Source organism: Streptomyces sp. yr375 (assembly GCF_900110755.1).
Lineage (GTDB): Bacteria > Actinomycetota > Actinomycetes > Streptomycetales > Streptomycetaceae > Streptomyces.
The window spans coordinates 116,914-140,477 of sequence record NZ_FOFF01000011.1; the positions used below are offsets into that span (position 1 = coordinate 116,914).

Annotated in this window: 20 protein-coding genes; 16 read left to right on the plus strand and 4 right to left on the minus strand. The window is 72.3% G+C overall.

Annotation, left to right across the window (positions count from 1 at the left end):
• Positions 1-10 precede the first annotated feature (10 nt).
• From BMZ82_RS14595 to BMZ82_RS14610, 4 genes are all read left to right on the plus strand, one after another.
• Positions 11-436, plus strand: a complete 426-nt coding sequence (locus BMZ82_RS14595) for a hypothetical protein (protein WP_093775628.1) — start codon at positions 11-13, stop codon at positions 434-436.
• A gap of 232 nt (positions 437-668) precedes the next feature.
• Positions 669-1,064: a hypothetical protein gene (locus BMZ82_RS14600; protein WP_093775630.1), complete on the plus strand. Its 396-nt coding sequence runs from the start codon at positions 669-671 to the stop codon at positions 1,062-1,064.
• A gap of 136 nt (positions 1,065-1,200) precedes the next feature.
• Positions 1,201-2,295: a PLP-dependent cysteine synthase family protein gene (locus BMZ82_RS14605; protein ID WP_093775632.1), complete on the plus strand. Its 1,095-nt coding sequence runs from the start codon at positions 1,201-1,203 to the stop codon at positions 2,293-2,295.
• Positions 2,292-3,599, plus strand: coding sequence for an MDR family MFS transporter (locus BMZ82_RS14610; protein ID WP_093775634.1), 1,308 nt, complete (start codon positions 2,292-2,294; stop codon positions 3,597-3,599). The genes BMZ82_RS14605 and BMZ82_RS14610 overlap by 4 nt, the downstream gene beginning before the upstream one ends.
• On the opposite strand, the gene BMZ82_RS40215 is transcribed toward BMZ82_RS14610, so the two are convergent.
• Positions 3,589-3,777 carry a hypothetical protein gene (locus BMZ82_RS40215; protein WP_143098860.1) on the minus strand — a complete coding sequence of 63 codons (189 nt, stop codon included), beginning with the start codon at positions 3,775-3,777 and terminating at the stop codon, positions 3,589-3,591. The genes BMZ82_RS14610 and BMZ82_RS40215 overlap by 11 nt on opposite strands.
• A 723-nt stretch (positions 3,778-4,500) precedes the next feature.
• Between BMZ82_RS40215 and BMZ82_RS14615 the strand changes: the two genes are divergently transcribed.
• From BMZ82_RS14615 to BMZ82_RS14635, 5 genes are all read left to right on the plus strand, one after another.
• Positions 4,501-5,286 carry a hypothetical protein gene (locus BMZ82_RS14615; RefSeq protein ID WP_093775636.1) on the plus strand — a complete coding sequence of 262 codons (786 nt, stop codon included), beginning with the start codon at positions 4,501-4,503 and terminating at the stop codon, positions 5,284-5,286.
• Positions 5,287-5,520: 234 nt separating this feature from the next.
• Positions 5,521-6,564, plus strand: a complete 1,044-nt coding sequence (locus tag BMZ82_RS14620) for a LacI family DNA-binding transcriptional regulator (RefSeq protein WP_093775740.1) — start codon at positions 5,521-5,523, stop codon at positions 6,562-6,564.
• 236 nt (positions 6,565-6,800) lie between these two features.
• On the plus strand, positions 6,801-8,108 hold the full coding sequence (locus BMZ82_RS14625; protein ID WP_256251915.1) for an ABC transporter substrate-binding protein: 1,308 nt from the start codon (positions 6,801-6,803) through the stop codon (positions 8,106-8,108).
• Position 8,109: 1 nt separating this feature from the next.
• A complete protein-coding gene (locus tag BMZ82_RS14630; protein ID WP_093775638.1) occupies positions 8,110-9,141 on the plus strand; it encodes a carbohydrate ABC transporter permease in 1,032 nt (343 codons plus the stop codon).
• Complete coding sequence (locus tag BMZ82_RS14635; protein WP_093775640.1) at positions 9,131-10,009, plus strand: carbohydrate ABC transporter permease; 879 nt, start codon at positions 9,131-9,133, stop codon at positions 10,007-10,009. The genes BMZ82_RS14630 and BMZ82_RS14635 overlap by 11 nt, the downstream gene beginning before the upstream one ends.
• 7 nt (positions 10,010-10,016) lie before the next feature.
• Here BMZ82_RS14635 and BMZ82_RS14640 read toward each other — a convergent pair whose 3' ends face one another.
• On the minus strand, positions 10,017-10,445 hold the full coding sequence (locus tag BMZ82_RS14640; RefSeq protein ID WP_371271217.1) for a ribosomal maturation YjgA family protein: 429 nt from the start codon (positions 10,443-10,445) through the stop codon (positions 10,017-10,019).
• A 168-nt stretch (positions 10,446-10,613) separates the two neighbouring features.
• Here BMZ82_RS14640 and BMZ82_RS14645 point away from each other — a divergent pair, with 168 nt between their 5' ends.
• Positions 10,614-11,747, plus strand: a complete 1,134-nt coding sequence (locus tag BMZ82_RS14645; RefSeq protein ID WP_177244495.1) for a hypothetical protein — start codon at positions 10,614-10,616, stop codon at positions 11,745-11,747.
• Positions 11,737-11,994, plus strand: a complete 258-nt coding sequence (locus BMZ82_RS14650; protein ID WP_093775642.1) for an EF-hand domain-containing protein — start codon at positions 11,737-11,739, stop codon at positions 11,992-11,994. The genes BMZ82_RS14645 and BMZ82_RS14650 overlap by 11 nt, the downstream gene beginning before the upstream one ends.
• 45 nt (positions 11,995-12,039) lie before the next feature.
• Here BMZ82_RS14650 and BMZ82_RS40680 read toward each other — a convergent pair whose 3' ends face one another.
• Positions 12,040-12,186, minus strand: coding sequence for a hypothetical protein (locus BMZ82_RS40680; protein WP_177244496.1), 147 nt, complete (start codon positions 12,184-12,186; stop codon positions 12,040-12,042).
• Positions 12,187-12,246: 60 nt separating this feature from the next.
• Positions 12,247-13,383 (minus strand): M20 family metallopeptidase, encoded by a 1,137-nt coding sequence (locus BMZ82_RS14655; RefSeq protein WP_093775746.1) that lies wholly within the window; start codon positions 13,381-13,383, stop codon positions 12,247-12,249.
• 273 nt (positions 13,384-13,656) lie between these two features.
• On the opposite strand from BMZ82_RS14655, the gene BMZ82_RS14660 reads away from it, so the two are divergent.
• The 5 genes from BMZ82_RS14660 (at position 13,657) to BMZ82_RS14680 (ending at position 23,506) form a co-directional block, all read left to right on the plus strand.
• Positions 13,657-14,559 (plus strand): LysR family transcriptional regulator, encoded by a 903-nt coding sequence (locus tag BMZ82_RS14660; protein ID WP_093775644.1) that lies wholly within the window; start codon positions 13,657-13,659, stop codon positions 14,557-14,559.
• 43 nt (positions 14,560-14,602) lie between these two features.
• On the plus strand, positions 14,603-15,847 hold the full coding sequence (locus BMZ82_RS14665; RefSeq protein ID WP_256251916.1) for a PucR family transcriptional regulator: 1,245 nt from the start codon (positions 14,603-14,605) through the stop codon (positions 15,845-15,847).
• Positions 15,848-15,981: 134 nt separating this feature from the next.
• A complete protein-coding gene (locus tag BMZ82_RS14670) occupies positions 15,982-17,838 on the plus strand; it encodes an AMP-binding protein (protein ID WP_093775646.1) in 1,857 nt (618 codons plus the stop codon).
• A 108-nt stretch (positions 17,839-17,946) separates the two neighbouring features.
• Positions 17,947-19,509 (plus strand): tannase/feruloyl esterase family alpha/beta hydrolase, encoded by a 1,563-nt coding sequence (locus BMZ82_RS14675; protein ID WP_143098861.1) that lies wholly within the window; start codon positions 17,947-17,949, stop codon positions 19,507-19,509.
• 193 nt (positions 19,510-19,702) lie between these two features.
• Positions 19,703-23,506 (plus strand): NACHT and WD repeat domain-containing protein, encoded by a 3,804-nt coding sequence (locus BMZ82_RS14680; RefSeq protein ID WP_093775650.1) that lies wholly within the window; start codon positions 19,703-19,705, stop codon positions 23,504-23,506.
• Positions 23,507-23,564: the final 58 nt, after the last annotated feature.

A 23,564-nucleotide genomic window follows, 5' to 3' on the forward strand; every position in this document is an offset into this window, starting at 1 on the left:
GTATCACGGCGTGATTACGGCTTGGTCGATCCCGCGCATGATGCGGGCCCGTGTTTCCGCGGGCCCGTCGCTCCGTGTGTCGGCCATGGCCGTGCTGCTGTTCGGCATCGTGTGGACGCACGGGCTGGGCGCCGAGAGCGCCGAAGGCATCACTGGACACCTCGCGACCACCGCCTCGGCGCCCGCTCCCGCAGTGCACGAAAAGGGTGTCGCGATAGCCGACCCGGACGACGGACACGGCGCCCCGCACCCGGGTGAGCACTGCGTCTCCGGGCAGCCGCAGCAGGGTCCGGTGCTGTCACCGCCGTACTTTGCCGTGTCGGTCAGCGAATCAGCCACCGTCGGGCGTGTCTCGGCCAGGCAGGGTTCCCATGACTCGGCGCGGTCCGCCAGGTCGTCGACGGCCCTGAGATCGTCCGTGGTTCAGCAGGTCTAGAGCCGGAGTCCTCTTCCTGCTCCGGCCGCTTTGGATCCCGCGCACATGGACGTGACACAGCGGGTCCGGATCGTCGATGCCGTCCTGCCCCTCCCGGCCCCCACACCTGCTCGCCGCCCCCTCTCCTCGGCCTTGGCTGCCGCCATGCCCGAAGGGGGAGCAGGCGCACGGAGAACCTGTGCCGACACCTTCCCGTACCCGTACCCGTACGCCCGCACGTGCCCGGCCGGCCGTGACCGCCGCGCGTCTGCCGCGCGCACTCGTCGCTGTGCTGTCCGGCGTCCTGCTCGCGGTGATCGGCCTGTGCGTCGTCGCACACGGGCAGTCGGCGGAACCGGGCCGGACGCCGGTACGCGCCGTGGGCACGGCAGCGGCCTGGCCGGCGGCGAGCGGCCCAGTGCCCCACGGACCGCACCGACACCACGGGACCGAACGCTGTGCCCTGGACGAGGCGGCCCGGACGACGCCCCAGGTCGCTCAGCAACCGCCTGCCGACACCGGGGCGACCCTGCCCGTCGGCGTCTTCGCGCTGCCGGCCGCCGCGTCCGCCCACCGACGGCCGTATCGCTTCCGCACCCGGCACACGGGCAGAACCGCGCTGGTCCGCACCTCGCGGTGGCGCATCTAGACCTCCCGCCCGCAGCCGGCACCGCACGGCTGCCGCGCCACGGCTGCACGGCCCCGGACGGGCAGGACCCGTCCGCCGTGTGACCGTCGCGCGAGATGAGCACGCACCGCGCATTCATCGAGCGAGAGCGAAAGACATGCAGCCACTGACGAACACCGCTCCCACACCCGACCGGCCCGCCCTCTCGGCGCTGGTGGGCAACACGCCGCTGCTGCGGGTGTCCGAGCCGCTGACACCCCCGGACCGCGGCTTCTGGGCGAAGCTCGAAGGCTTCAACCCCGGCGGCATCAAGGACCGGCCCGGCCTGCACATGGTCGAGCGCGCCCGCGCCCGCGGCGACCTGCGTCCCGGTGCCCGGATCATCGAGTCCACCAGCGGCACCCTCGGACTCGGGCTCGCCCTGGCCGGTCTGGTCCACGGCCACCCGGTCACCCTGGTCACCGACCCGGGCCTGGAGACGTCCATGACCCGGCTGCTCACCGCATACGGCGCCCGGGTCGACGTCGCCTCCGAGCCGCACCCCACCGGCGGCTGGCAGCAGGCCCGCCGCGAGCGAGTCCGGCAACTGATGGCACAGCACCCCGACTCATGGTGTCCGGACCAGTACAACAACCCGGACAACACGAGCGCGTACACCCCGCTCGCCCTGGAACTGGCCACCGAGCTGGGCCACATCGACGTCCTGGTGTGCAGCGTGGGCACCGGCGGGCACTCCGCCGGCGTCTCCCGGGTACTGAAGCAGCTCTATCCCGGGCTGGAGACGGTCGGCGTCGACACCATCGGCTCGACGATCTTCGGCCAGCCGGCCCGGCCGCGCCTGATGCGGGGCCTCGGGTCCAGCATCTATCCCCGCAACGTCGCCTACGACGCCTTCTCCGAGGTCCACTGGGTGGCCCCGGCCGAAGCCGTGTGGACCTGCCGCCGACTGGCCACCTCGCACTACGCCACCGGCGGGTGGAGCGTCGGCGCCGTCGCCCTGGTCGCGGGATGGCTGGCCCGTACCCGGCCCGCCGACACCCGGATCGCGGCCGTCTTCCCCGACGGCCCGCAGCGCTACCTCGGGACGGTCTTCGACGACGACTACTGCGCCGCCCACGGCCTCCTCGACGCCCCGCCCGCTCCCGAACCCGAGGTGATCGGACGCGGGGACGAGAAGGAAGTCACCCACTGGACACGCAGCACCACCGTGATCGACCCGCTCACCCTCGAGCCGGCGGAGGAGGGCCGGTGAAGGGCACCCTCGCGCAGGTACGCACCTACGAACGCAGCGTCCGGCTGCTGATGGTCAATCAGTTCACCATCAACCTCGGCTTCTACATGCTCATGCCCTACCTGGCCGCTCACCTGTCCGGCACGCTCGGACTGGCCGGCTGGGTGGTCGGACTCGTCCTCGGCGTACGGAACTTCAGCCAGCAGGGCATGTTCCTCGTCGGCGGGACGCTCGCCGACCGGTTCGGCTACAAGCCGATGATCGTCGCCGGCTGCCTGCTGCGCACGGTCGGCTTCGCGACGCTCGGCCTGGTCGACTCGCTGACCGCCCTCATCGCGGCCTCCGCGGCCACCGGCCTCGCCGGGGCGCTGTTCAACCCGGCGGTCCGCGCCTACCTCGCCGCCGACGCGGGGGAGCGCAGGGTCGAGGCGTTCGCCCTGTTCAACGTCTTCTACCAGGCCGGAATCCTGCTCGGCCCGCTCGTCGGAATGGTGCTGACCGGGGTGGACTTCCGAGTCACCTGCCTGGTCGCCGCCGGTATCTTCGCGCTGCTCAGCGTCGTGCAGATCCGAGCGCTGCCCACCCGGCGCGCCGACGACCGGAAGGGCGAGAAGGGCGAGGCGGGCCGGGACCGCGACGGCGTTCTCACCCAGTGGCGCGGCATCCTCGCCAACCGTCCGTTCCTGCTCTTCTCCGGCGCCATGATCGGGTCGTACGTCCTCTCGTTCCAGGTCTATCTCGCACTCCCGTTGGAGGTCCGACGGGTCGGCGGCGACGGGGAGCTCGGCACCGCGGCGGTGGCGGCGCTCTTCGCCGTCTCCGGACTCGCCACGATCCTCGGCCAGACCAGGGTGACCGCCTGGTGCAAGGCCCGTTACGAACCGGGTCAGGCGCTGGCCCGGGGGCTGGCGGTCATGGGCGTGGCCTTCGTGCCTCTGCTGGCGGCCACAGTCGTGCCCGTCCCCGGGTCCGGTGCCGGCCTGTGGCTGACGGCCGCGGTACCGCCCATGCTCGCCGCGCTGCTGCTGGCGGTCGGCACGATGATCGCCTATCCCTTCGAGATGGACACCATCGTCCGGCTCTCCGGTGACCGTCTCGTCGCCACGCACTACGGGCTCTACAACACGATCTGCGGGGTCGGCATCACCCTCGGCAACCTGCTCACCGGCGCGGCCCTCGACGCGGCCCGCGAGGCGGGGATGCCCGCGCTGCCGTGGATCTCCCTGTGCCTGCTCGGCCTCGCCGGCGCGGCCGCACTGTACGGCCTGCACCGCACAGGCCGTCTTTCGACGCCGGTCGACGACCCGCAACCCGTCACCGCCTGACCCACCGGCCGCCACAGCGGGGGCGGGCGCAGCAGGGGCGGGAGCCGCGCGGCACCCGCCCCTGCCGGACACCGGGGTTGCGGGCGGGTCGGCCGACCGCGGCCAGGACGTGATGGACGCGCGGGTCCGTGATCAGGTGGAAGGCGGTGGCGGTGTCATCGGCCTGGCGGCCGGGCACGGAAGAACCGCCCGCCGGACGCGTGCCCGGACGCGTGCCGAGCGACCGGCTCCGACGCTAGGCGGGGCTGCTCGTCTTCGGCGGGCGGGAACTCGGTGTACGCCGGCGGCAGGCATGTCCCGGTCCGGAAAAACGCTGTCGCTCCCTCGGAAGTCGCCGCCCGGCTCTGTGCCCGTGCCGGAAATCCCTTGGCCGCCTGCGAATGGCGCACGTACCTCCCCGGCGTGCCTTTACCGGGGTCTCTGCGCCGCGCCCCTGGAATTCGCTGCCGCTCGACCTCCTGACCCGGCGATTTGATTTGTCCGGTTGGTGTGCCGGGTTGATTTGCCAGGTTGATTTGCCCGGCGGGCGGTGGCGGATTCGTGGGTTTGGGCTGCGTCGTTTTCATGGCCGGTGTTCCGGACGGTCGTATCGCCCGTACACGGTCCTTTATCGCCTGTGTTGGAACCCGACCGGCGCAGCGATGACGGATACCCCGAAGCCACCCCAAAATGTGGATGATTTGGCGCGTTATGTCCGATTTATTGCATCATCCTGGAGTTGTTTGCTCATCTGGCCTGCATTGAAAAACAACTCTGTGCGCCCGAAAGTTGCGTCTCAGAGGCCGCTGCACAACGCGCCCTTCGCCCCCAGGTTCCGGTGTCGTCACCGACATGTTCTTGAAGGAGTGTGTATTCTCCGATGCGTAAAAGAATTTCACGTACTACGGCAAAGCGCGCCGTCGTGGCAGGGGCCGTGAGCCTCGCCTCGGTGCTGGGCCTCGTGTCGCCGGCGAGTGCCGCCACCGACCTCAAAGGCAAGGACCCGTTCAACACGGACAAGCTGCTGATGAGCATCTGCACCGGTTCAACCGCGAGGTCCTACTGGTTCATCAACGTGAACACGGGCATGGTCGCCAAGGACGTCGCGCGCGGTTTCCAGTCGAATCCCAGCATGCCGCACCCCACGGAGCGCTTCCAGGGCTGGTGCTCCTACCCCCAGGCGTCCAGCTGGACCTGGACCGGATCTGAGACGAAGACCAGCGACACCCTGATCAACTGCAGCACGGGCTCCCAGCTGGCCCAGGCGGTGCAGTCGACCGGCACCACGACCAGCACCACGGTCAACAGTGTCGGCGGCTCGTTCGGTGTCGATTGGAGCATCCTCCCGGAGGTCCTGAGCACCCAGGCCACGTTTACCTACGAGCACCAGTGGTCCTACGCCAAGGCCAAGGGCTGGTCCAAGACCACGACTCTCACCGTGCCCGCGAGGAGGGTGGGCTGGGTCACCCTGCGCCCGCTGATGCGCACGGTGCGCGTCAACCCGATCTTCCACGTCGAGAAGTACACGTATGGCACCACCAACGGCGGCACGTGGACCGTCAATTCCTGGCGAGGCCGCGGGTACAAGGACATCAAGTCCTACGGCGCCTTCTACGACGCCAAGGCCAACGTCACCGACAGCAATGGCAATCCGCTGGGCCAGTCCATCGTCCGCGACCGCGCAGTGAACAGCTCCGACCGCTGCTAGCAGGTGCGGGCCCGCCCGACGGCCGGCCCCGCACGGCGGCTCCAGTACCTCAAGGCCCGCTCCTCCGGGAGCGGGTCTTGAGGTGTGTACGGCTCCGAACGGTCCCGAGGGCAGCCGCGGTGATCACGACGATCACCACCGAAAGGCCCGTGACGGCAGGGTCCCGGAAGGGTGTGAGGCGGCGGTCCGGCACCCCGTGCCGCGATCGCCCCGTCCGCGGATACAGTGCACAGCGTGTGGGCCGACGACCAGCAGCGGGAGCCGCGTACCGACGAGCCCGACGGCCCTCGCCGCCGGGCGACGATCCATGACGTCGCCCACTTGGCCGGGGTGTCCCGTCAGACGGTGTCCCGGGCAGTCAACGACAAGGGCGAGATCGATCCGGCCACCAAGGAACGGGTGCTGGAGGCGGCACGGCTGCTGGACTACCGGCCGAGCCGGTTCGCGCGCGGCCTCGTCCGCAAGGGAGCGGTGACGGTCGGGCTCGTGATCCCGGACCTGATGAACCCGTTCTTCCCCGAGGTGGCCGCCGGTGTCCTGGAGGCCGCCGAGCAGCGCGGCTGGCAGGTGGTCGTCTGGGACTCCCGCACCGACGACGCCAGGGAGCGCGAGGCTCTCGACGTGCTGTCCCACCAGGCGGACGCGGTCGTCGGCTACTTCAAGAACCAGGACGACGTCCTCGCCCGGCACCTCGGCGGCGTACCGCTGGTGCTGCTGGAGCGCGGCCCGCGGCAGACCCGTTTCGCCGCCGTCGGCATCGACGCCGCCGCGGGCCTGGAGCAGGGCATCGCCCACCTCGTCCGCGCCGGACACCGCAGGATCGGCATGCTGGACGGCGAGCGGCTCGACGCCCCCGGCCCCCGGCGGTCGGCCTTCCTGGCCGAGGTCCGGCGGCACGGACTGCCCGTCGACGACGGCTGGATCGTACGGTGCCCCGAGCACAGCGTGGCCGGCGGCGAGGCCGGCATGGAACGGCTCCTGGACGCGCGGCCCGCGCTGACGGCCGTCTTCGGGTTCAACGACCTGATCGCCGTCGGCGCGATGCGCGCCGCCCGCCGCCGCGGCCGCCGCATCCCGGACGCTCTGGCCGTCATGGGCTTCGACGGACTCTCGCTCGGGGAACTCGTGGAACCCGCCCTGACCACCTTGCACCTCGACAAACGACAGCTGGGACGCCTGGCCGTCGAGCAGGTCGCCCGGCTGCGGGCCGGCGAGGAGCCGCTCGGCGGCCCGGACGCCTGGGTGATCCCCGAGCTGGTCGTACGCGGCTCGGCCTGACCGCCCCGCTGCCCTCAACTCTCGCCCCTCGGCCCCTCAAGGATCGTCAGCAGGTTGCCGACGCAGGTCCCTTGACACTGGTTTTCGGCCGCCCCGATACTCAACGGCAACGTTCACGTGAACGTTCACGGCGCTCCGACTCGCCGAAGCCGCCGTCCGATTCGCTGTCATCCCCGAGCCCGGAATCCACTGCTCGACATCGTTGTCCTCGTTGTCCGGAAAGTGAGCGCGCGCCGATGGAACACCGAACGATCTCCCGCAGACGCCTGCTGGGGGCCTCCCTCGGCGGTGTCGGCGGAGCCCTGCTGGGCCTGTCGGGATGCGGGGCCGAGGGCGGCTCGGCCTCCGTGGGCACCGACCACCTGAGCCTCTGGTACTGGAAGGGCGCCCTGAGCGAGAAACTGCTCGCCACCGCCGGACGCGCCGTGCCCGGCGTGCCGGGGCTGAAGGTGAAGGGCTCCCAGATCCCCGACGGCGACATCGACTCGAAGGTGCGCACCAGCCTGGCCGCCCGCGCCTACGTGCCGGACCTGACGGTCGTCAACTCCGACAACCTCGCCACGTTCTTCCCCGACGAGAACGAGTTCCTCGACCTGCGGACGCTCGGCGCGGGCACCGTCCGCGACCGGTACCTCGACTGGAAATGGAAGAGCTGCTTCACCCCGTCCGGCCGGATGATCGGCTTCCCCCTCGACGCCGGCCCCACCGCGCTCTACTACCGCGGGGACCTCTTCGCGCGGGCCGGACTGCCCGACGAACCGCAGGAGGTCGCCAAGGCCGTCTCCACCTGGGAGAAGTACCTCGCCGCCGGGCGGACGCTCCGCGCGAAGGCACCCGGCAAGCCCTACCTGGTGAGCAACATCGGCAACGTCTTCCAGCAGATCCTGCTCCAGAGCAGCAAGCAGTTCGTGGACGCCGGCAACCGCTTCATCGGCGACCAGCCGCACGTCAGACGCGCCTGGGACCTGTCCGTGGAGTTGCTCCGGCAGGGGCTCAGCGCCGGGATCACGGACGGCACGCCCGACTTCAACGCGGCCATGAGCGGCGGCCGGGTCACCACGATGACCACCGCGGTGTGGGCGATCAACGGCCTGAAGGAGGCCGCGGCGGAGACGTCCGGCGCCTGGCGGCTGACCGGAATGCCGGACGGCCCGGCCAACTACGGCGGGTCGTACGTCACCCTGACCCGCTACTGCCGGGACCCGGAGGGCGCCTTCGCCTTCCTGAAGTGGCTGCTCGGCCCGGAGAACCAGCTCGAGAGCTACCGGGAGATGTCCCTGTTCCCCACCACTCCGGCCGCCTACGCCGACCCAGCGATGCACACGCCCGACGCCTTCTTCGGCGGCCAGCGGCCCATCGACGTCTTCGGCCCCGCCGCCCGCAGCGCTCCGGTCGTCTACTTCAGCCCCTACGAGGAGACCGCCAACACCCCCTTCTTCCAGGAGCTGACCAACGTGGAAATGCTCGGCAAGAACCCCGACAGAGCCTGGCGGGACGCGGTGGACACCGCCACGACCACGCTGTCCCGGCTGGGGGTGAGCTGACATGGCCACCGTCGCGGGAGCGGCCCGGGTCCCGGCGACCGACCGGGGCGAGAGCGAGAGCGAGGGGGCGAGCGGCGGCGGGCGGGCGTACGCGGACGGCCCGCGCGGCCGGTGGCGCCGGCATCTCCCGCCGTACCTCGCCATCTCCCCGTTCTACGTGCTGTTCGCCGTCTTCGGCGCCTTCCCGGTGGTCTTCTCCCTCTATCTGTCCTTCCAGGACTGGGACGGCATCGGCGACATGCGCTTCGTCGGCCTCCGGCAGTACGGCTGGCTGGTCGAGGACTCGGTGTTCTGGCACTCGGTGCTCAACACCTTCGAGATCTGGTTCCTGTCCACCGTGCCGATGCTGTTCCTGGCCCTGGTGATCGCGTTCCTGCTGCACTCCCAGGTCCGGTTCACCGGCGCGTACCGGGTCGCGTACTTCGTCCCCAACGTCACCTCGATGGTCGCCATGACCATCGTCTTCGGCTCGGTCTTCGCCCAGAGCGGGCTGGCCAACTCGGCGCTGCGGGCGCTCGGACTGGACGGCGTCGGCTGGCTGTCCTCCGAGTGGGGCATCAAGTCGGCCCTGTCCATCATGATCATCTGGCGGTGGGTCGGCTACAACGCCCTGATCTTCCTGGCGGGCCTCCAGGCCATCCCCACCGAGCACTTCGAGGCCGCCCGCGTCGACGGCGCGAACAGCGTGCAGACCCTCTTCCGGGTCGTGGTGCCGCAACTGCGGCCGGTGATCCTGTTCGCCGCCGTCACCTCCACCATCAACGGCCTGCAGATCTTCACCGAGTCCCAGGTCCTCTTCCAGTCCACCGACGTCGGCACCACGGGCGGACCCGGCCAGGAAGGCATGACCGTCGTGCTCTATCTCTGGCAGAAGGCGTTCAGGGAGCACCAGTTCGGCTACGGGGCCGCGATGGGCTGGCTCCTCTTCGCGATCATCGCGGTCTTCACCATCGTCAACTGGCGGCTGGTCTCCGGCTCCGAGAGCGACGACCGCCCCAAGCTGCGCCGGAAGGGGGCCCGCAATGGCCGCTGACTCCCACGACAGGTCGACCGGCAACGCGGGCCTCGCCATCGGCGCCGGCAGCAGACTCACCCGGGTCGCGGTCCGGGCGGCGCTGCTGCTCGGCGTGCTGGTCTCGCTCTTCCCGTTCTACTGGCTGGTGGTGATGGCCTCCGGCACCACCCAGGACATCTACCGCTACCCGCCCAAGCTGATCCCGGGACCGCATCTCCTGGACAACATGCGGCGGGTGCTCGACACCGTCGACTTCTTCGGCTCGCTGCTCAACACCGTCCTCGCCGCCGTGTGCGGGACCCTGCTGGTGCTGTTCTTCGACTCGCTGGCCGCGTTCGCCTTCGCGAAGTACACGTTCCCGGCGAAGAAGTTCCTCTTCGGCGCGCTGCTGATCACGTACATGATTCCCGCGCAGCTCTCCCTGGTCCCGCAGTTCGTCACCATGGCCGAGTTCGGCTGGGCCGGCTCGCTGAAGGCGCTGGTCATCCCCGGCGCGGCCAACGCCTTCGGCATCTTCTGGATGCGCCAGTACGCCCAGAACTCGCTGCCCGACGAACTCCTGGACGCCGGACGGATCGACGGCGCCGGTTTCTTCCGGCTGTACTGGCAGGTCGCGCTGCCGCTGTTCCGGCCGGCCCTCGCGTTCCTCGGCATCTTCACGTTCATCGGCATCTGGAACGACTACATCTGGCCCCTGGTCGTCATGGTCGACCCCGACCGGCTCACCCTCCAGGTGGCCCTCGCCAACCTCAACGTCCTCTACAACACCGACTACTCCCTCGTGATGGCCGGCGCGCTGATGAGCGTGATCCCGCTGATCGTCGTCTTCCTGATCGGCGCCCGCCACTTCCTGCGGGACCTCGCCGCGGGCGCGACGAAGATGTGACCGGCGGTCAGCGGCGCGACGGGACGGCACGCACCGCGGTGAGGACGAGCCAGCCCGCCGCGGCACCGACCGCGTACCAGAACAGGTCCGGCGGATTGAAGGTGGAACCGAGGACGAGGCGGCCGACGGCGCTGCGCCGGGACAGCTCCGCCGGCACATCGCTGAGCTGAAGGAACTCGACCGCCCAACTGACGGCCAGCGCGCTCCCGGCGGCCGTCAGGGGCGTCATCCGGGGCGCCACCACGACGACGAGGGAGAGCAGCAGGACGGTGTACAGCGCGTCCCCGCCGTACTTCGCCACGCTCCCCGCCGCCACCGCCCGCAGCCCCAGCCCCACCCCGACGGTCACCACCGCCGCCCCGGCCGCCACCAGCCGGATCCGCGCCGCCGACCGGACCGCGCGGTCATGGACTCGGGGGATCGGGGTGAGAGGCACAGGGACATCCTGCCGGACGCCCGGTGATCGTCCTTCCCTTACACAGTACGAGTGAATGAGCCGACTGTTCCGGTCGCGGCCGGTGGCGAGTCTTTACGGTCGGGGAGTGGATCAGGGGGCCGTAGGGGAGGCCCCGCAGGCGGGGGGACGGTTTGAAGGGCGCACCTGATGGTGGGGTTGGGGAAGTCGCCGGACGTGCTGGAGGTTCGGGCCCGTCGGGCCTGGGGCGCGGTGGGCGTGGCATGTCTCGTCGGAGCGGCGCTGGCGTTCGGCGGGCCGTGGGCGGCCGGGGGCACGGCGGTCCGGATCGCGGCCTTCGGGCCGGCCGCCGGCTGCTGGGCGTTGGCCGCCTCGCTGCTCCTGCGGGCGTGGGGGACGAGCGGCCGGGTGCGCACGCGGCTGCTGCTCCTGGGGACTTCGGCGGCGGCCGGAGGTGTGTACCGGGGGGTGGCCAACGTCCTGTCGGCCCACCCGCAGGCTTCGGGACGGGACGCGCGCTCGCTGCTCGGCCCGCTGGTGGTCACCGGTGTGACGCTGGCGGTCGGCCTGGCGATGGCCGGTCTGGTGGTCGCGGCCGACGCCGGCGCGGGCCGGAACGTGGTGCTGCGGCGGGTGCTGGACGGGATCGTCATGTCCGGGGCCGTGTTCCTGACGGGATGGGTGCTGCTGCGGGGGCCGGTGACCGCTGAGGGCTGGCGGCCGGGGACGGGCATGGTCGGTGTCCTGTGGACCGCGGAAGTCGTCTTCCTCGGCTTCCTGTTCGCCCTGCGCCGTCTCGTGCGCAGCGACCAGCGAGCCACGCTGTGGGTCGGGATCGGCGGGCTGTCCCTCACGCTGGTCGGCGACACCCTGCGGCTGTGGACGGCCGGCCCGTACCCCGGCGAGGCCATGTCGTCGTGTCCGCTGGCCGACGCCTGCGACACGGCGGGTCTGCTGGTGGTCGCCGTCGGCCCTTGGGTGCCCGGCGGGGCCAGCGTCCTGGGCACGGCTCGGCCGGCGTTGCGCTGGGGGACGGAGGGCGCGGCGGCGTTCGTCCCCCTGACCGTCTGCACGGTCACGGCGCTGGGATACGTGCTGTCGCCGCCGGCCCGTGACCCGGTGCCGCTGCTGGTCGGCGGGACGGCACTGCTGAGCCTGTGGGCCCGCCAGACGTTCCTGCCGAGCGCGAGACCCGGAAACGACGGCCCCGACACTCCGAGCGGAACCGGAGCGGGATGTGAGGCGTTCTCGTCGGTGAGCGAGCCGGGCTGGGCGGACCCGCCCGGCTACCGACGAGAGGGACGGGACCGACGTGGCGAGTGACAAGGCGCGGAAGCTGTTCGAGGCGCTCGACCTCGACGAGAACGGGACCCTGACCCGCGAAGAGGTGATCACCGCCTTGCGGACGAAGGGCCCGTCCCTGGCCGCGTGGGGAGACCTGCCGTTCTGGGGCGTAGGAGACGCCGACGCCTCCTCCGCGCTCTTCGACGCCGCCGACCAGAACGGCGACTCGATCCTGACCCTGGAGGAGTTCGCGGCGGTGGTGGACCGCCGCTTCGGCTGGCGCTGAGACCCTTCGCGCAGGTCAATGCCCAGCCGGACAGCGATCCGTCGGTCAGCGCCGGCCGCGCAGCTTGCCGATCAGCCGCTGGAGCTGACTGCGACGCCGGGGGTCGGCGGAGGCGCGGCGGACCTCTTCGATGGCGCGCTGCCCCTGCGGACTCCGGCTGAACTGCTTGAGCTTCTCCAGCATCCCTGGCATGACTGCCCTCCTGATCGGTCGACGACGAGGCCGGTACGGAAGGCCTGTGTGCAGTCTCGTCTACCCCGACCTCGCCGTATCACCCCTGCCGGGCCACTGCCGCGTCCGCGCGACGAGCTGAGCCAGCAGACGGGCGCGGGGGAGCATCCGGGCGACGTCGACGTACTCGGAGTCCGCGTGCGCGCCGCTTCCGACGGCCCCCAGGCCGTCCAGCGTCGGACAGCCCACCGCCGCCGTGTAGTTGCCGTCCGAAGCGCCGCCGACGGCGTTCCCCCGCAGCGGCTCCTGGCCCAGTTCCGCGGCGATCCGGGCGGCGAGGGCGAACAGCTCGGCGGAGGACTCCGGTTCCAGGGGCGGACGTCGGCCGCCGCCCAGCACCTCCAGCCGGGCCCCCGGCGTCCGGGCGGTGAGCCCGCGCATGAACGCGTCGACCGAGGCCTGCGCCGCCCGGGTCGGCACGCGCACGTCCACCGACACCCTGGCCAGCGCGGGCACCGTGTTGAGCGCACTGCCGGCCGACAGCAGCGTGGGCGTGACCGTCGCGCGGCCCAGGACGGGGTGGGCGCCGCCGACCGCGCCCGTCGAGTCCCCGAAGCCGGCGATGGACAGCACCTGGTGCGCCGCCTCGACCGCCGCGTTGACCCCCTTGTGCGGCTCCAGACCCGCGTGCGCGGCCCGGCCGTGCACCACCACCTCGTACCGCGAAGTGCCCTTGCGGGCCGTCTTGAGCGCACCCTCCGCGTCCGCGGACGCCTCCAGCACCAAGGCGGCGACGGCCTCCCGCGCGCACTCCTCGATCAGTCGCCGAGACGTCGTGGAGCCGACCTCCTCGTCCCCGTTGACCAGGACGCACACCCCCTCCGGGGAGGGCAGCGAGGCCACCGCGTGGAACATCTGCACCAGCCCCGCCTTCATGTCCAGGACCCCGGGGCCCCGAGCGATCCCGTCGGCCACCGACCAGGGACGGGACTCCAGCGAACCCACGGGCCACACCGTGTCGTGGTGCCCCAGCAGCAGCACGCGCGGTGTGCCGAAGATCCACCGCAGATGCGTCACGCCGTCGATCACGATCGTCTCCGGTACGGCCCCCAGCAGCCTCGCGCCGAGCGCGCCGACCACCTCGGCGCTGCGCGCCACCGCCGCGTGATCGGCCGAGAAGGACTCGCAGCGCACGAGTTCCTCCAGGTCGGCCAGCATGGCCGGCAACGCGAGCACGGCCCCCCGGCTCACCGGCCCCGCCCCGTCCCGACAACCCGACCAACCACCCGTACCGACACCACACTTCCCCCTCGGATCTCATCGCTCTCATCGATCTCATCGGATCTGACTCCGCCGCGTGAACGACGTTAGGAGGAGCCCTGGCATTCCACCAGCGACTGGATCGCATGGGACCCATGCGCCTGAGGAATGGCTCGGGCAGGATGGACCGCGGTGCTGATGGGCGGAGTACGAGTGCGGGGGTGGGGGAGTGTGTTCGAGACAGACGCGCTGCGGCTGTTGGTGGCCGTGGCCGAGACCGGGTCGTTCACGAGAGCGGCGGGCCGGCTCAACTACACGCAGTCCGCGGTGTCCCGGCGGATCGCCGGGCTGGAACAGCGGGCGGGCGGGCCGCTGTTCGAACGGCTCCCGAGGGGCGTACGGCTCAACCCCGCCGGCCGTACGCTGCACCGGCACGCCGTGGACGTGCTCGGCCGGTTGGCGCGGGCGGAGCGGGAGTTGGCCGTGCTGCACGCGGGGCAGGGCGGGCCGCTGCACATGGGCGCGTTCGCGACCGCGAACATCTCGCTGGTGCCGACCGCTCTGCGGGCCCTCCAGCATGACAGGCCGGACGTCGACGTCGTCGCGGTCGAGGGCTCGACCGGCACGCTGCTGGCGCGCCTCGCGGACGGGGCGCTGGACCTCGCCGTCGTCAGCGACTACCCGTCCGGTCTGCCCTCGGCCGAGGGAGTCACGACGGCCGTGCTGTGCGAGGACGAGTTGCTCGTCGCCCTCCCGCGCCGGCACCGCCTGGCCGGGACAGGACCGGTCGACCTGCGCGAACTGCGCGACGAGGCATGGCTGCACAGCGAGTACGGCGACCGTCCCACGATGCTCGCCGACGCCTGCGCGCGGGCCGGCTTCACCCCCAGGAAGATCATCCGGATCGCGGAGTGGACCGGGAAGTTCGGGTACGCGGCCGCCGGTCTGGGGGTGGCCCTGGTCCCCTCGCTGGCGTCCCGGGCGGTCCCCGACGAACTCGTCCTGTGCCGCCTCACCGACCCGGCCCTGCGCCGGACCGTCCACGTGGCGCTGCCCGCCGCCCCGCTGCCGGCGGCACTGAAACTGCGGGACCTGCTGCGCGACGCCGCCCCCGCATCACCACTCCCGTTGTGATCGAGTCACAGAGACCGGTGGACGGCCGCTCTAGGCTGTGGCCATGACGCGTCGCCCCTCGCAGATCGCCACCTTGACCGACGTGGCCGAAGTGATCACCAGCCGGGGGCATGCGCTGGCGCAGGCCGCGCTGGTGGCCATGCGGGCCGAGATCCCGGGCTACGCGGCGATCGCCGACGACACGCTGCTGGACGACGTCGTCACCCACGTACACAAGGGGAACGACGCGCTCGGACTGGTGCTGGCCGGCGCCCGGCCGGTCGGTGACGAGGACGTGGCGTTCGTCCGCCCGCACGCCGCCCGCCGGGCCCGGCTGGGCGTGTCCCTGGTCGATTTCATGCACGCGGTGCGCATCGCCCACCGCATGGCGTGGCAGGCGATCGCCGACTGGGCGGCGAGCGGTCCGGGGCGAGGCGACGGCGCACTCGAAGCGGCCGGTCTGGTCGTGGAGTTCTTCAACCGGGCCAGCACGGTCGCCGCTCAGGCGTATCTGGACGCGGAACAACTCCTCGCCGTGGAGGGCGACCGGGTACGCCGGGACCTGCTCGAAGACCTGCTGGCGGGCCGCGAGCCCGCACCGGGCCCACGGCTCAGCGCGGCCACGAAGGCCGGGCTCGGCCCCGACACGCCGTGCGCCGTGGTGACCGCGGTACCCGTGGCCCCGCTCTCCGACGAGTACGGGCTGCGCTCCGCCGCCGCCCTGCTGGCCCGGGCCGTCGGCGATCCGGCCCGGCTGCTGACCGTCCTGCGGCAGGACGAGATCGTGATCGTGCGCGCCCTGCGCGACACCGCGGGCGAACTGCCGACCGAGCCCGTGAGAGCCGCCCGCCGCGCCCTCGCCGCCCTGGGAGTACCCCTGGCGATCGGGATCAGCACCCGCCACACCACGGTCGCCGACCTCAAGACGGCCTACCGCGAAGCGGTGACGCTGATGGGCACCCTGTCACGCAGCGGCGGGGTCGCCGCCCTGTCCGAGCTGAGCGCCCTCGACTATCTGACGCTGCGCGCGGACGAGACCGTCGCCCGCATCATCCCCGCCCGGATGCGGGACTTCGTCACCGAGGACGCGTCCGCCGGGGGCTCGCTGATCCGGACCGTGGAGTGCTTCGCGCACCACGACCTGAACGTGAAGGCCGCGGCCCGGGAACTCGGCGTCCACATCAACACCGCGCACCACCGGCTGGCCCGTGTCGAGGAGCGCACCGGATGCAGTCTGCGCCGGCTCGCCGACCTCCAGGAGCTGCTGATCGCGATCAGGCTCTTCGCGGGCAGTGGCCCGGCCCTGTGATCCGATCACAACGGAACGCGCCCATCATTGGGTGCCCCACCCGATGACCCGTACCACCCGGTCTCCCTAGCCTTTCGTCGTCGCACCCGCAGCACCGATACGAGCCGACCGACGATGGACGGGAACTGAACGAGATGGACGACGTCGATGCCACCCCACCGCCCCCCGCATCCGTCTGCGAGGCGTTCCAGCGGACGGCGGCCGTCGACCCGGCCGCGATCGCGCTCCGCACCGTGGCCGGCACCCGCACCGTCACCTGGCGCGAACTCGCCGACGACGTACGCGTGTTGGCGGCGGGCTTGGCCGCTCTGGGTATCCGGCACGGGGACACGGTCGCGCTGATGATGGCCAACCGGACCGAGTTCTATCCCCTGGACCTCGCCGTCCAGCACCTGGGAGCCACCCCGTTCTCCGTGTACAACACACTCGCACCGGCCCAACTCGCGCACGTCCTGCGGAACTCGGCGAGCAGGATGGTGGTGTGCGAGGCGAAGTACCTGGACACCGTGCTCAGTTGCGGTACGCCCGTCGAGTGCGTGGTCGTGCTGGACGACGACGAGGCCGCTGCGAACGCGGGCGCGCTCACCCTGGAGCACATACGCCAACAGGGCCTGGCCGACGACCGGTTCGACTTCGAGGCGACCTGGCGTGCCGTACAGCCGGACGACGTCCTCACCTTGATCTACACGTCGGGGACGACCGGCACCCCGAAAGGCGTCGAGATCACCCACGCCAACCTGCTCGCCCAAGGGGCGGGAGTGGCCCAGGTGTTGGACTTCCGGTTCGGCGACCGGATCACCTCCTACCTGCCGTCGGCGCACATCGCCGACCGCTTCACCGGCCTGTACGCGCTGGCGCTCTTCGGCGTGCAGGTGACCGTGGTGCCCGACATCAAGCGGATCGCGGAGGCGCTGCTCGACTGCCGGCCGACCATCTGGGTGGCCGTGCCCAGGATCTGGAACAAGCTCAAGCAGGCGCTCGAGCACACGGTCGCCGAGGAGCGCGACGAGCAGCGTCGCAAGGTCGTCGAGCAGGCCATCGCCACGGGGGCCCGGCGCAGCCGACTGACCCAGGCGGGCGAACCGGTCGGGGCGGAACTCGCCGCCGCGTACGCCGACGCCGACAGCGCGGTGCTGTCCGGTCTGCGCGAGCGCCTCGGGCTCGATCACGTACGGTGGGCCGCCTCCGGGGCCGCGCCGACACCGCCCGCGACCCTGGAGTTCTTCGCCTCCCTCGGCATCGCCATCTGCGAGGGCTGGGGCATGTCCGAACTGAGCTGCTTCGTCGCCGTCAGCGCGCCCGCGCAGGCCCGGTTCGGCACGGTCGGCACCTTGCTGCCGGGCCTGGAGGGCCGCCGCGCGGACGACGGCGAGTTCCTCGTACGCGGGCCCTCCCTGATGAAGGGATACCGCGCGGACCCGGACCGGACCCGCGAGGCGGTGGACGCGGACGGCTGGTTCCACACGGGTGACGTCGTGGTGGCCGACGCGGACGGCTACCTGACGATCGTCGACCGCAAGAAGGACCTCATCATCAACGAGGCGGGCAAGAACATCTCGCCCGTGAGCGTGGAGACCGCCCTGACCACCGCCTCCGCGCTCATCGGCACGGCGGTGGCGATCGGCGACAACCGCCCGTACATCACCGCCCTGCTCGTCCTCGACGCCCAGGCCGCGGCCGCCTTCGCCGCCGCGCACGCCCTCGACCCGGACCCGAAGGCGCTGGTCCAATCGGCCCCGCTGATCGACGCCCTCGCCGCGGCCGTCGCCGTGGGCAACGGCCAGTTGTCCCGCGTGGAGCAGGTCAAGCGGTTCAGGGTCGTACCCGCGTACTGGGAGGGCGACGGCGACGAGCTCACCGCCACCATGAAGCTCAAGCGGCGGAAGGTCGCCGAGAAGTACGCCGCCGACATCGCCGCGCTGTACGCCGACCCGCTCGCCGACGACGTCCGGCAACCCGTCGACCGACCGCGCGAGCCGCAGACTCACTGACCGATCGACCGACTGACCGATCGACCGACTGACCAATTGGCCGACTGACCGACTGGCCAACCGACCGACTGGCCACAGGAAGTACCCGGATTCGAACGGGAGGCAAGAGTGATCAAGCGCAGCGCACCACCCCGGCCCGGAGCCCGCAGACGGCGGCTCGGTGTTCTCACGGTGTTGACCCTCGCCATCGGGATGGGGCTGGGGGCGGGGGTCGGAGCGGCACCGGGGCAGGCCGCCGTGGCGGCCACCGCCACCGGATCCGTCCGGCAGCCGGTCCGCACCTGCGAGAGCCTCGCCCAGGTGACCTTCTCGGACGGCACCAGGGTCACCAGCGCCGCACAGACCGACACCGCCCCCGCGATCTGCAACGTCACCCTGGTGGTGCCCCAGAGCACCGGCATCTTCATGGCGCTGCCGGTGGACAACTGGAACGGCCGCTTCCATGGCACGGGCGCCGGCGCCTACGGAGGCTGGCTCTCGCCCGAGCAGGTGGCCGCCCCCGCGCGGGCGGGCTACGCGAGCGCGGGCACCGACGGCGGGCACACCGGCTCGCCCCTGGACGGCTCGTGGGCGTGGTCCCCGACCGGGATGAACACGTCCCTGATCAACGACTACGCCTACCGTTCGGCCCACGAGATGACCGTCAAGGGCAAGGCGATCACCGCCGCCTACTACGGACGCACGCCCGCCTACTCGTACTGGGACAGTTGTTCGGGCGGCGGACGGATGGGCCTCATGGAGGCCCAGCGCTACCCCGACGACTACGACGGAATCCTCGCCGCCGCCCCGGCGCTGAACGGCGACCGCTTCGTCCCCGCGGGCATGTGGCCGCAGGTCGTGATGCGCGAAGCGGGCGACTTCGTGCCGCAGTGCAAGTTCGAGGCGTTCACCCAGGCGGCCGTCGCGGCATGCGACGCCCGGGACGGCGTGACCGACGGCGTCATAGACCCGCGGACCTGCGCCTACGACCCGGCGAGACTGATCGGCCGGCAGACTCCCTGCGGCCGGATCACGGCCAAGGACGCCACCGTGATGCAACGCATCTGGGACGGGCCGCGCCGCCCGGACGGCACCCGGCTCTGGTACGGCGTCCCGCAGGGCGCCCCGCTGAACGGATACGCCGTCACCACCGACACCGACGGAGTGCCGAACCCGCTGCCGGGCGACTGGTTCAAGTACTGGCTCGCCAAGGACCCCAACTGGGACTGGCACACCCTGACCACCGCGAACTTCGCCACCTACTTCGAGCAGTCCCGCCGCGAGTACGGCGACGTCCTCGGCACCGACGATCCCGACCTCAGCGCCTTCCGCGACAGCGCCGGCAAGCTGATCATGTGGCACGGCCTGGCGGACCCGGTGATCATGCCGCAGGGCACCGTCGACTACTACAAGCGGCTGCTCGCCACCATGGGCGGCACCACGAAGACCGAGCGCTTCGCCCGGCTCTTCATGGCACCCGGCGTGGAGCACTGCATCGGCGGCGCCGGCGCCCTGCCGTCCGACCCGCTGGCGGATCTCGTGAAGTGGGTCGAACACGGCCAGGCCCCCGCCACCCTCCTCGCGGCCAACGGCGACACCACCCGCCCCCTGTGCCGCTGGCCGGCCGCCGCCCGCTACACCGGACACGGAAGCACCGACGACGCCGCCAACTTCCGCTGCTCCGGAAGGTGACGCGGGTCCGTCGCCCGAGTCGTCACCGGCCCGCCCCGAAACGACCCGGCACGGACCATCTCCGGACCCGGCTGCCCGCTCCTACTGCCCTACTGCCGTCAGCGCAGGGCCAGTTGGGATTGGCGCCGGATCCGGCGGAAACATAACGTGGGCGCCGACCTCTCCGTATGGCAGGCGAAAGAGTGAGGCCCCGGTGGGACGACGCGAGAAACCGGTGGACCCCGACGGCGGCCCCGTGCAGCGGCTCGCACACGAGCTGCGCACCCTCCGCGAGGCGGCCGGCCGGCCCACGTACCGGGAGATGGCGCAGCGGACGAGCTACTCGACGAGCGCGCTGTCCCAGGCGGCGGCCGGTGAGCAACTGCCGTCGCTGGCACTGGTCCTGGCGTACGCGGCGGCGCTGGGGGCGGACGGCGCGGAGTGGGAGGAGCGCTGGCGGCAGGCGGACCGGGCGGTCCTGGAGTCCGCGACGTCCGGCCCCGGCGCCGCCGCCCCGCCGTACCGGGGGCTGGCCCGGTTCGAGCCGGACCACGGCGATCTGTTCTTCGGCCGCGACCAACCGGTCGGCCAACTACTGGAGTTGGTCCGAGAGCACCGCTTCGCGGCGGTCCTCGGACCGTCCGGCAGCGGGAAGTCCTCGCTGCTGCGGGCCGGGCTGATCCCCGCGCTCCGGCAGGCCCCGGCGCCGGCCCGCCCGGCGGTGATCCGGGTGCTGACCCCCGGCGAGCGGCCCGCGCACACCCACGCGCGGGCCCTCACCCCGCCGGCCGGCGACCACGGAGCCGGACCGGACACCTGGGTGATCGTCGACCAGTTCGAGGAACTCTTCACCCTGTGCCAGGACCCGAAGGAACGCGACCGCTTCCTCGAACTGCTCCTGGCGGCCCGCAGACCCGAGAGCGGACTGCGGGCCGTCGTCGCGATCCGCGGCGACTTCTACGGGCACTGCGCCGAACACCGCGAGCTGGCGGACGCGTTGAGCGGGGCCGACCTGCTGATCGGGCCGCTGGCCCCGGCGGAACTACGGGAGGCCATCACCGGCCCGGCGACCGCCGCCTGCCTCACCGTGGAACGCGCGCTGACCGCCAGGCTCGTAGACGAGGTCACCGGTCGGCCCGGCGCGCTGCCGATGCTCTCGCACGCCCTGCTGGAGACCTGGCGCCGCCGCCGCGGCCAGGCCCTGACCCTGACCGCGTACGAGGAGTCGGGCGGGGTCCGGGGCGCGATCGCCGCCACCGCCGAGAAGGTGTACGCCGACCTGTCCCCGGCCCAGGCCCGCACCGCCCGCCGCATCCTGCTGCGGCTGGTCGCCCCCGGCGACGGCACCGCCGACACCCGCCGCCCGGCACCGCGCGCCGAACTGGACACCGGGGCGGGCCCGGACGCGGCGGCCGTACTCGAACGCCTCGCCGCCGCCCGCCTCCTCACCCTGGGCGACAGCGCCGTGGAGCTCGCCCACGAAGCGCTCATGAGCGGCTGGCCCCGGCTGCACGGCTGGATCGAGGAGGACCGCGAACGGCTGCGCGAGCAGCGCCGGCTCGGCGAGGCCGCCCGCGCCTGGGAGGAACTGGGCCGCGACCCCGGCGCCCTGTACCGGGGCACCCGGCTCACCAGGGCCGAGGAGCTGTTCGCCGACGCAGCGGGGGCCGTGGGGCGTGAGGACGACGACCTGACCCGCTCGGAGCGGGACTTCCTCACCGCCGCACTGCGCGCCCGCGCCACCGAAGGGGCCGCCGCCGCCCGCACCACCAGGAGGTTCCGCACCCTCAGGACCGCCCTCGCCGCGTTCCTCGCCCTTGCCGTGGCCGCCGGCGCGCTGGCCTGGCAGCAGAACCGGACCGGCGACCAGCAGCGCGCCAAGGCCGCCGCCCGCCGTGTCGCCGCGGTCGCCGAGAGCCTGCGGTCGTCCGATCCGCGGACCGCCATGCTGCTCGGCGCGGCGGCCTGGCGGATCGCGCCGCTGACCGAGACCCGCTCGGCGCTGCTCGGCGCCCTGGTCCAGCCGCAGCGGGCCACCTTCACCGACCCGGAACAGCGCAAGGACGTCCAGCGGTTCCTCACCGGCCGGGGCCGGACCCTGGTCAGCGTCGTCGACCGCCGGGTGGTCCTGCGGGACGTGACCAGTCACCGTCTCATCAGTTCGGTCCGGCTGCCGGAGCGCATGTGGCCGTCCGGCGTCAGCCCGGACGCCCGCACCCTCTACCTCACCGCGGACGACGGAGGACGGCTCTGGGACCTGTCGGCCCACCGGTCCGCCGCCGCAGGCCCGCGCGCTCTGCCGCACGCCACCCTGATGAACTTCGGGGCCGACGGCCGAAGTTATCTCGCCCTCACGTCGAGCACCCCGCAACGGCCGGACTCAGTGCAGCAGGACTCAGGGCAGCCGGGCTCCGTGCAACTGCGTCGGCCGGCGGACGACAAGATCCTCTTCGAGGTGCCCCTGCCGGGCGATCGCCTGTCCGACGCGGCGGCCGGCCCCGACGGCGGACCGCTGGCCCTCTGCTTCGCCGACACCCCGCTCCAGGTGTGGGACACCGTACGCCGCGCGCGCCTGCCCGGCCCGTGGGGGAGCGCGTCGCAACACGGCTGCGGCAACAGCACGCTGCGGTTCGGCGTCGACGGCAAGCTGCTGGCCGTCGTCTCCGCCGCCCGGATCCGCGTGTGGGACATCCCGCGCAGGCGGCTCCTCGCCGACCTGACGAGCCCCGGCGGCACCGGTTTCACCGACGTCGACCTCAGCCCGGACGGGCAGTTCCTCGCCACGGCCGACGACGACGAACTCGCGGTGTGGCGCCTCACCTCGTCCGGCATCCAGGTCTTCCACCACCCGCTGGCCGACGAAGCGGTGCAGGACCTCGCCTGGGACCCGGGGAAACGACGGGTGCTGCGCTTCCTCGACGGCGCCACGGTCCGCTCGTACGACCTGACGGCCAACCTCGCGCCCCGCTGGCAGGATGCACCACCGGACGCCGCCGCGCTCAGCCCGGACGGCTCCGTCGTCGCCGTCGTGAACCGCACCGGCGACGGCTACCGCTTCGCCCTGCGCGCCACCCGTACCGGCGCCGTCCTCGCCGGACCGCCCCCGCTGCCCGCCGCCGAGGGCCTCGATCCCGGGGCGGGCGCCGCCACCCCGCTGCTGGCGTTCAGCCCGGACGGCCGGGCGCTCGCGATCAGCGGCACCACGTCGGCACACGGTGCGCCGCGCCAGCGGTTCACCGTGTGGGACGTACCGGCGCGCAAGGTGCTCGCCTCGCTCGACCTGCCGGCGGCGGCCGACCACCCGACGTTCGGCATCGCGCTCGGCCCCGCCGGCCGCACCCTGCTGGCCTCGGGCTTCGCGGGCGACAGCGCCCAGGTGGTGGTCTGGGCCGCCGGGAGCGGCACCCTCCACAGGAAGGGCGCGTTGCCGGGCTTCTCCAGCGAGACCGTCGCCGTACGGCCCGACGGCCGGTTGCTCGCGGGCTCCCAGGACCAGTACGCCGCGCTGCCGGCCGGTCCCGTGACCGGCCGCGCGCTCAGCGAGGGCAGGGAGGTCCGCGCCCTGGCCTTCAGCCCCGACGGCACGCGCCTCGCGGTCGGCGACTCCTCCGGCCGGGTGGCCCTGTGGGACGGCGGCGTGCAGCACCGTACGGGCGTCCTCACCGCGGGCACCCCGGAGGCCGTGACCGCGCTCGCCTTCGCACCCGACGGCCGGACCCTCGCCGTCGGCGGCGCACACGGCGCCCTCCAGCTCTGGGACACCGCCTCACAGCAACCCCTCGGCACCGGACTGCCCACCCCCGGCGAGGAGATCGAGTCCCTCGCCTTCAGCCGGGACGGCGACACCGTCTACGCAAGCAGCGCGCACGTGCCGCTCCAGAGCTACCCCATCTCCCCGCGACAGGCCCTCACCCGGATCTGCGACATCACGGGCCCGAGCGGCGGCTCCGGGGGCCTCACCCGGAGCGAGTGGAACACGTACATCCCGGACGCCCCCTACCGCAGGATCTGCGGCTAGCAGAAAGGGCACCGGAGAGGAAAACCTCCCCGATGCCCTGCCCTGCCCTGCCTTACGC

Bases quoted from the DNA above. Each gene is read 5' to 3' on its own strand.
- BMZ82_RS14605 (WP_093775632.1), top strand. From the start codon at position 1,201: ATGCAGCCACTGACGAACACCGCTCCCACACCCGACCGGCCCGCCCTC.
- BMZ82_RS14625 (WP_256251915.1), top strand. From the start codon at position 6,801: ATGGAACACCGAACGATCTCCCGCAGACGCCTGCTGGGGGCCTCCCTC.
- BMZ82_RS14630 (WP_093775638.1), top strand. From the start codon at position 8,110: ATGGCCACCGTCGCGGGAGCGGCCCGGGTCCCGGCGACCGACCGGGGC.
- BMZ82_RS14635 (WP_093775640.1), top strand. From the start codon at position 9,131: ATGGCCGCTGACTCCCACGACAGGTCGACCGGCAACGCGGGCCTCGCC.
- BMZ82_RS14645 (WP_177244495.1), top strand. From the start codon at position 10,614: ATGGTGGGGTTGGGGAAGTCGCCGGACGTGCTGGAGGTTCGGGCCCGT.
- BMZ82_RS40680 (WP_177244496.1), bottom strand. From the start codon at position 12,186: ATGCCAGGGATGCTGGAGAAGCTCAAGCAGTTCAGCCGGAGTCCGCAG.
- BMZ82_RS14655 (WP_093775746.1), bottom strand. From the start codon at position 13,383: ATGCTGGCCGACCTGGAGGAACTCGTGCGCTGCGAGTCCTTCTCGGCC.
- BMZ82_RS14665 (WP_256251916.1), top strand. From the start codon at position 14,603: ATGACGCGTCGCCCCTCGCAGATCGCCACCTTGACCGACGTGGCCGAA.
- BMZ82_RS14670 (WP_093775646.1), top strand. From the start codon at position 15,982: ATGGACGACGTCGATGCCACCCCACCGCCCCCCGCATCCGTCTGCGAG.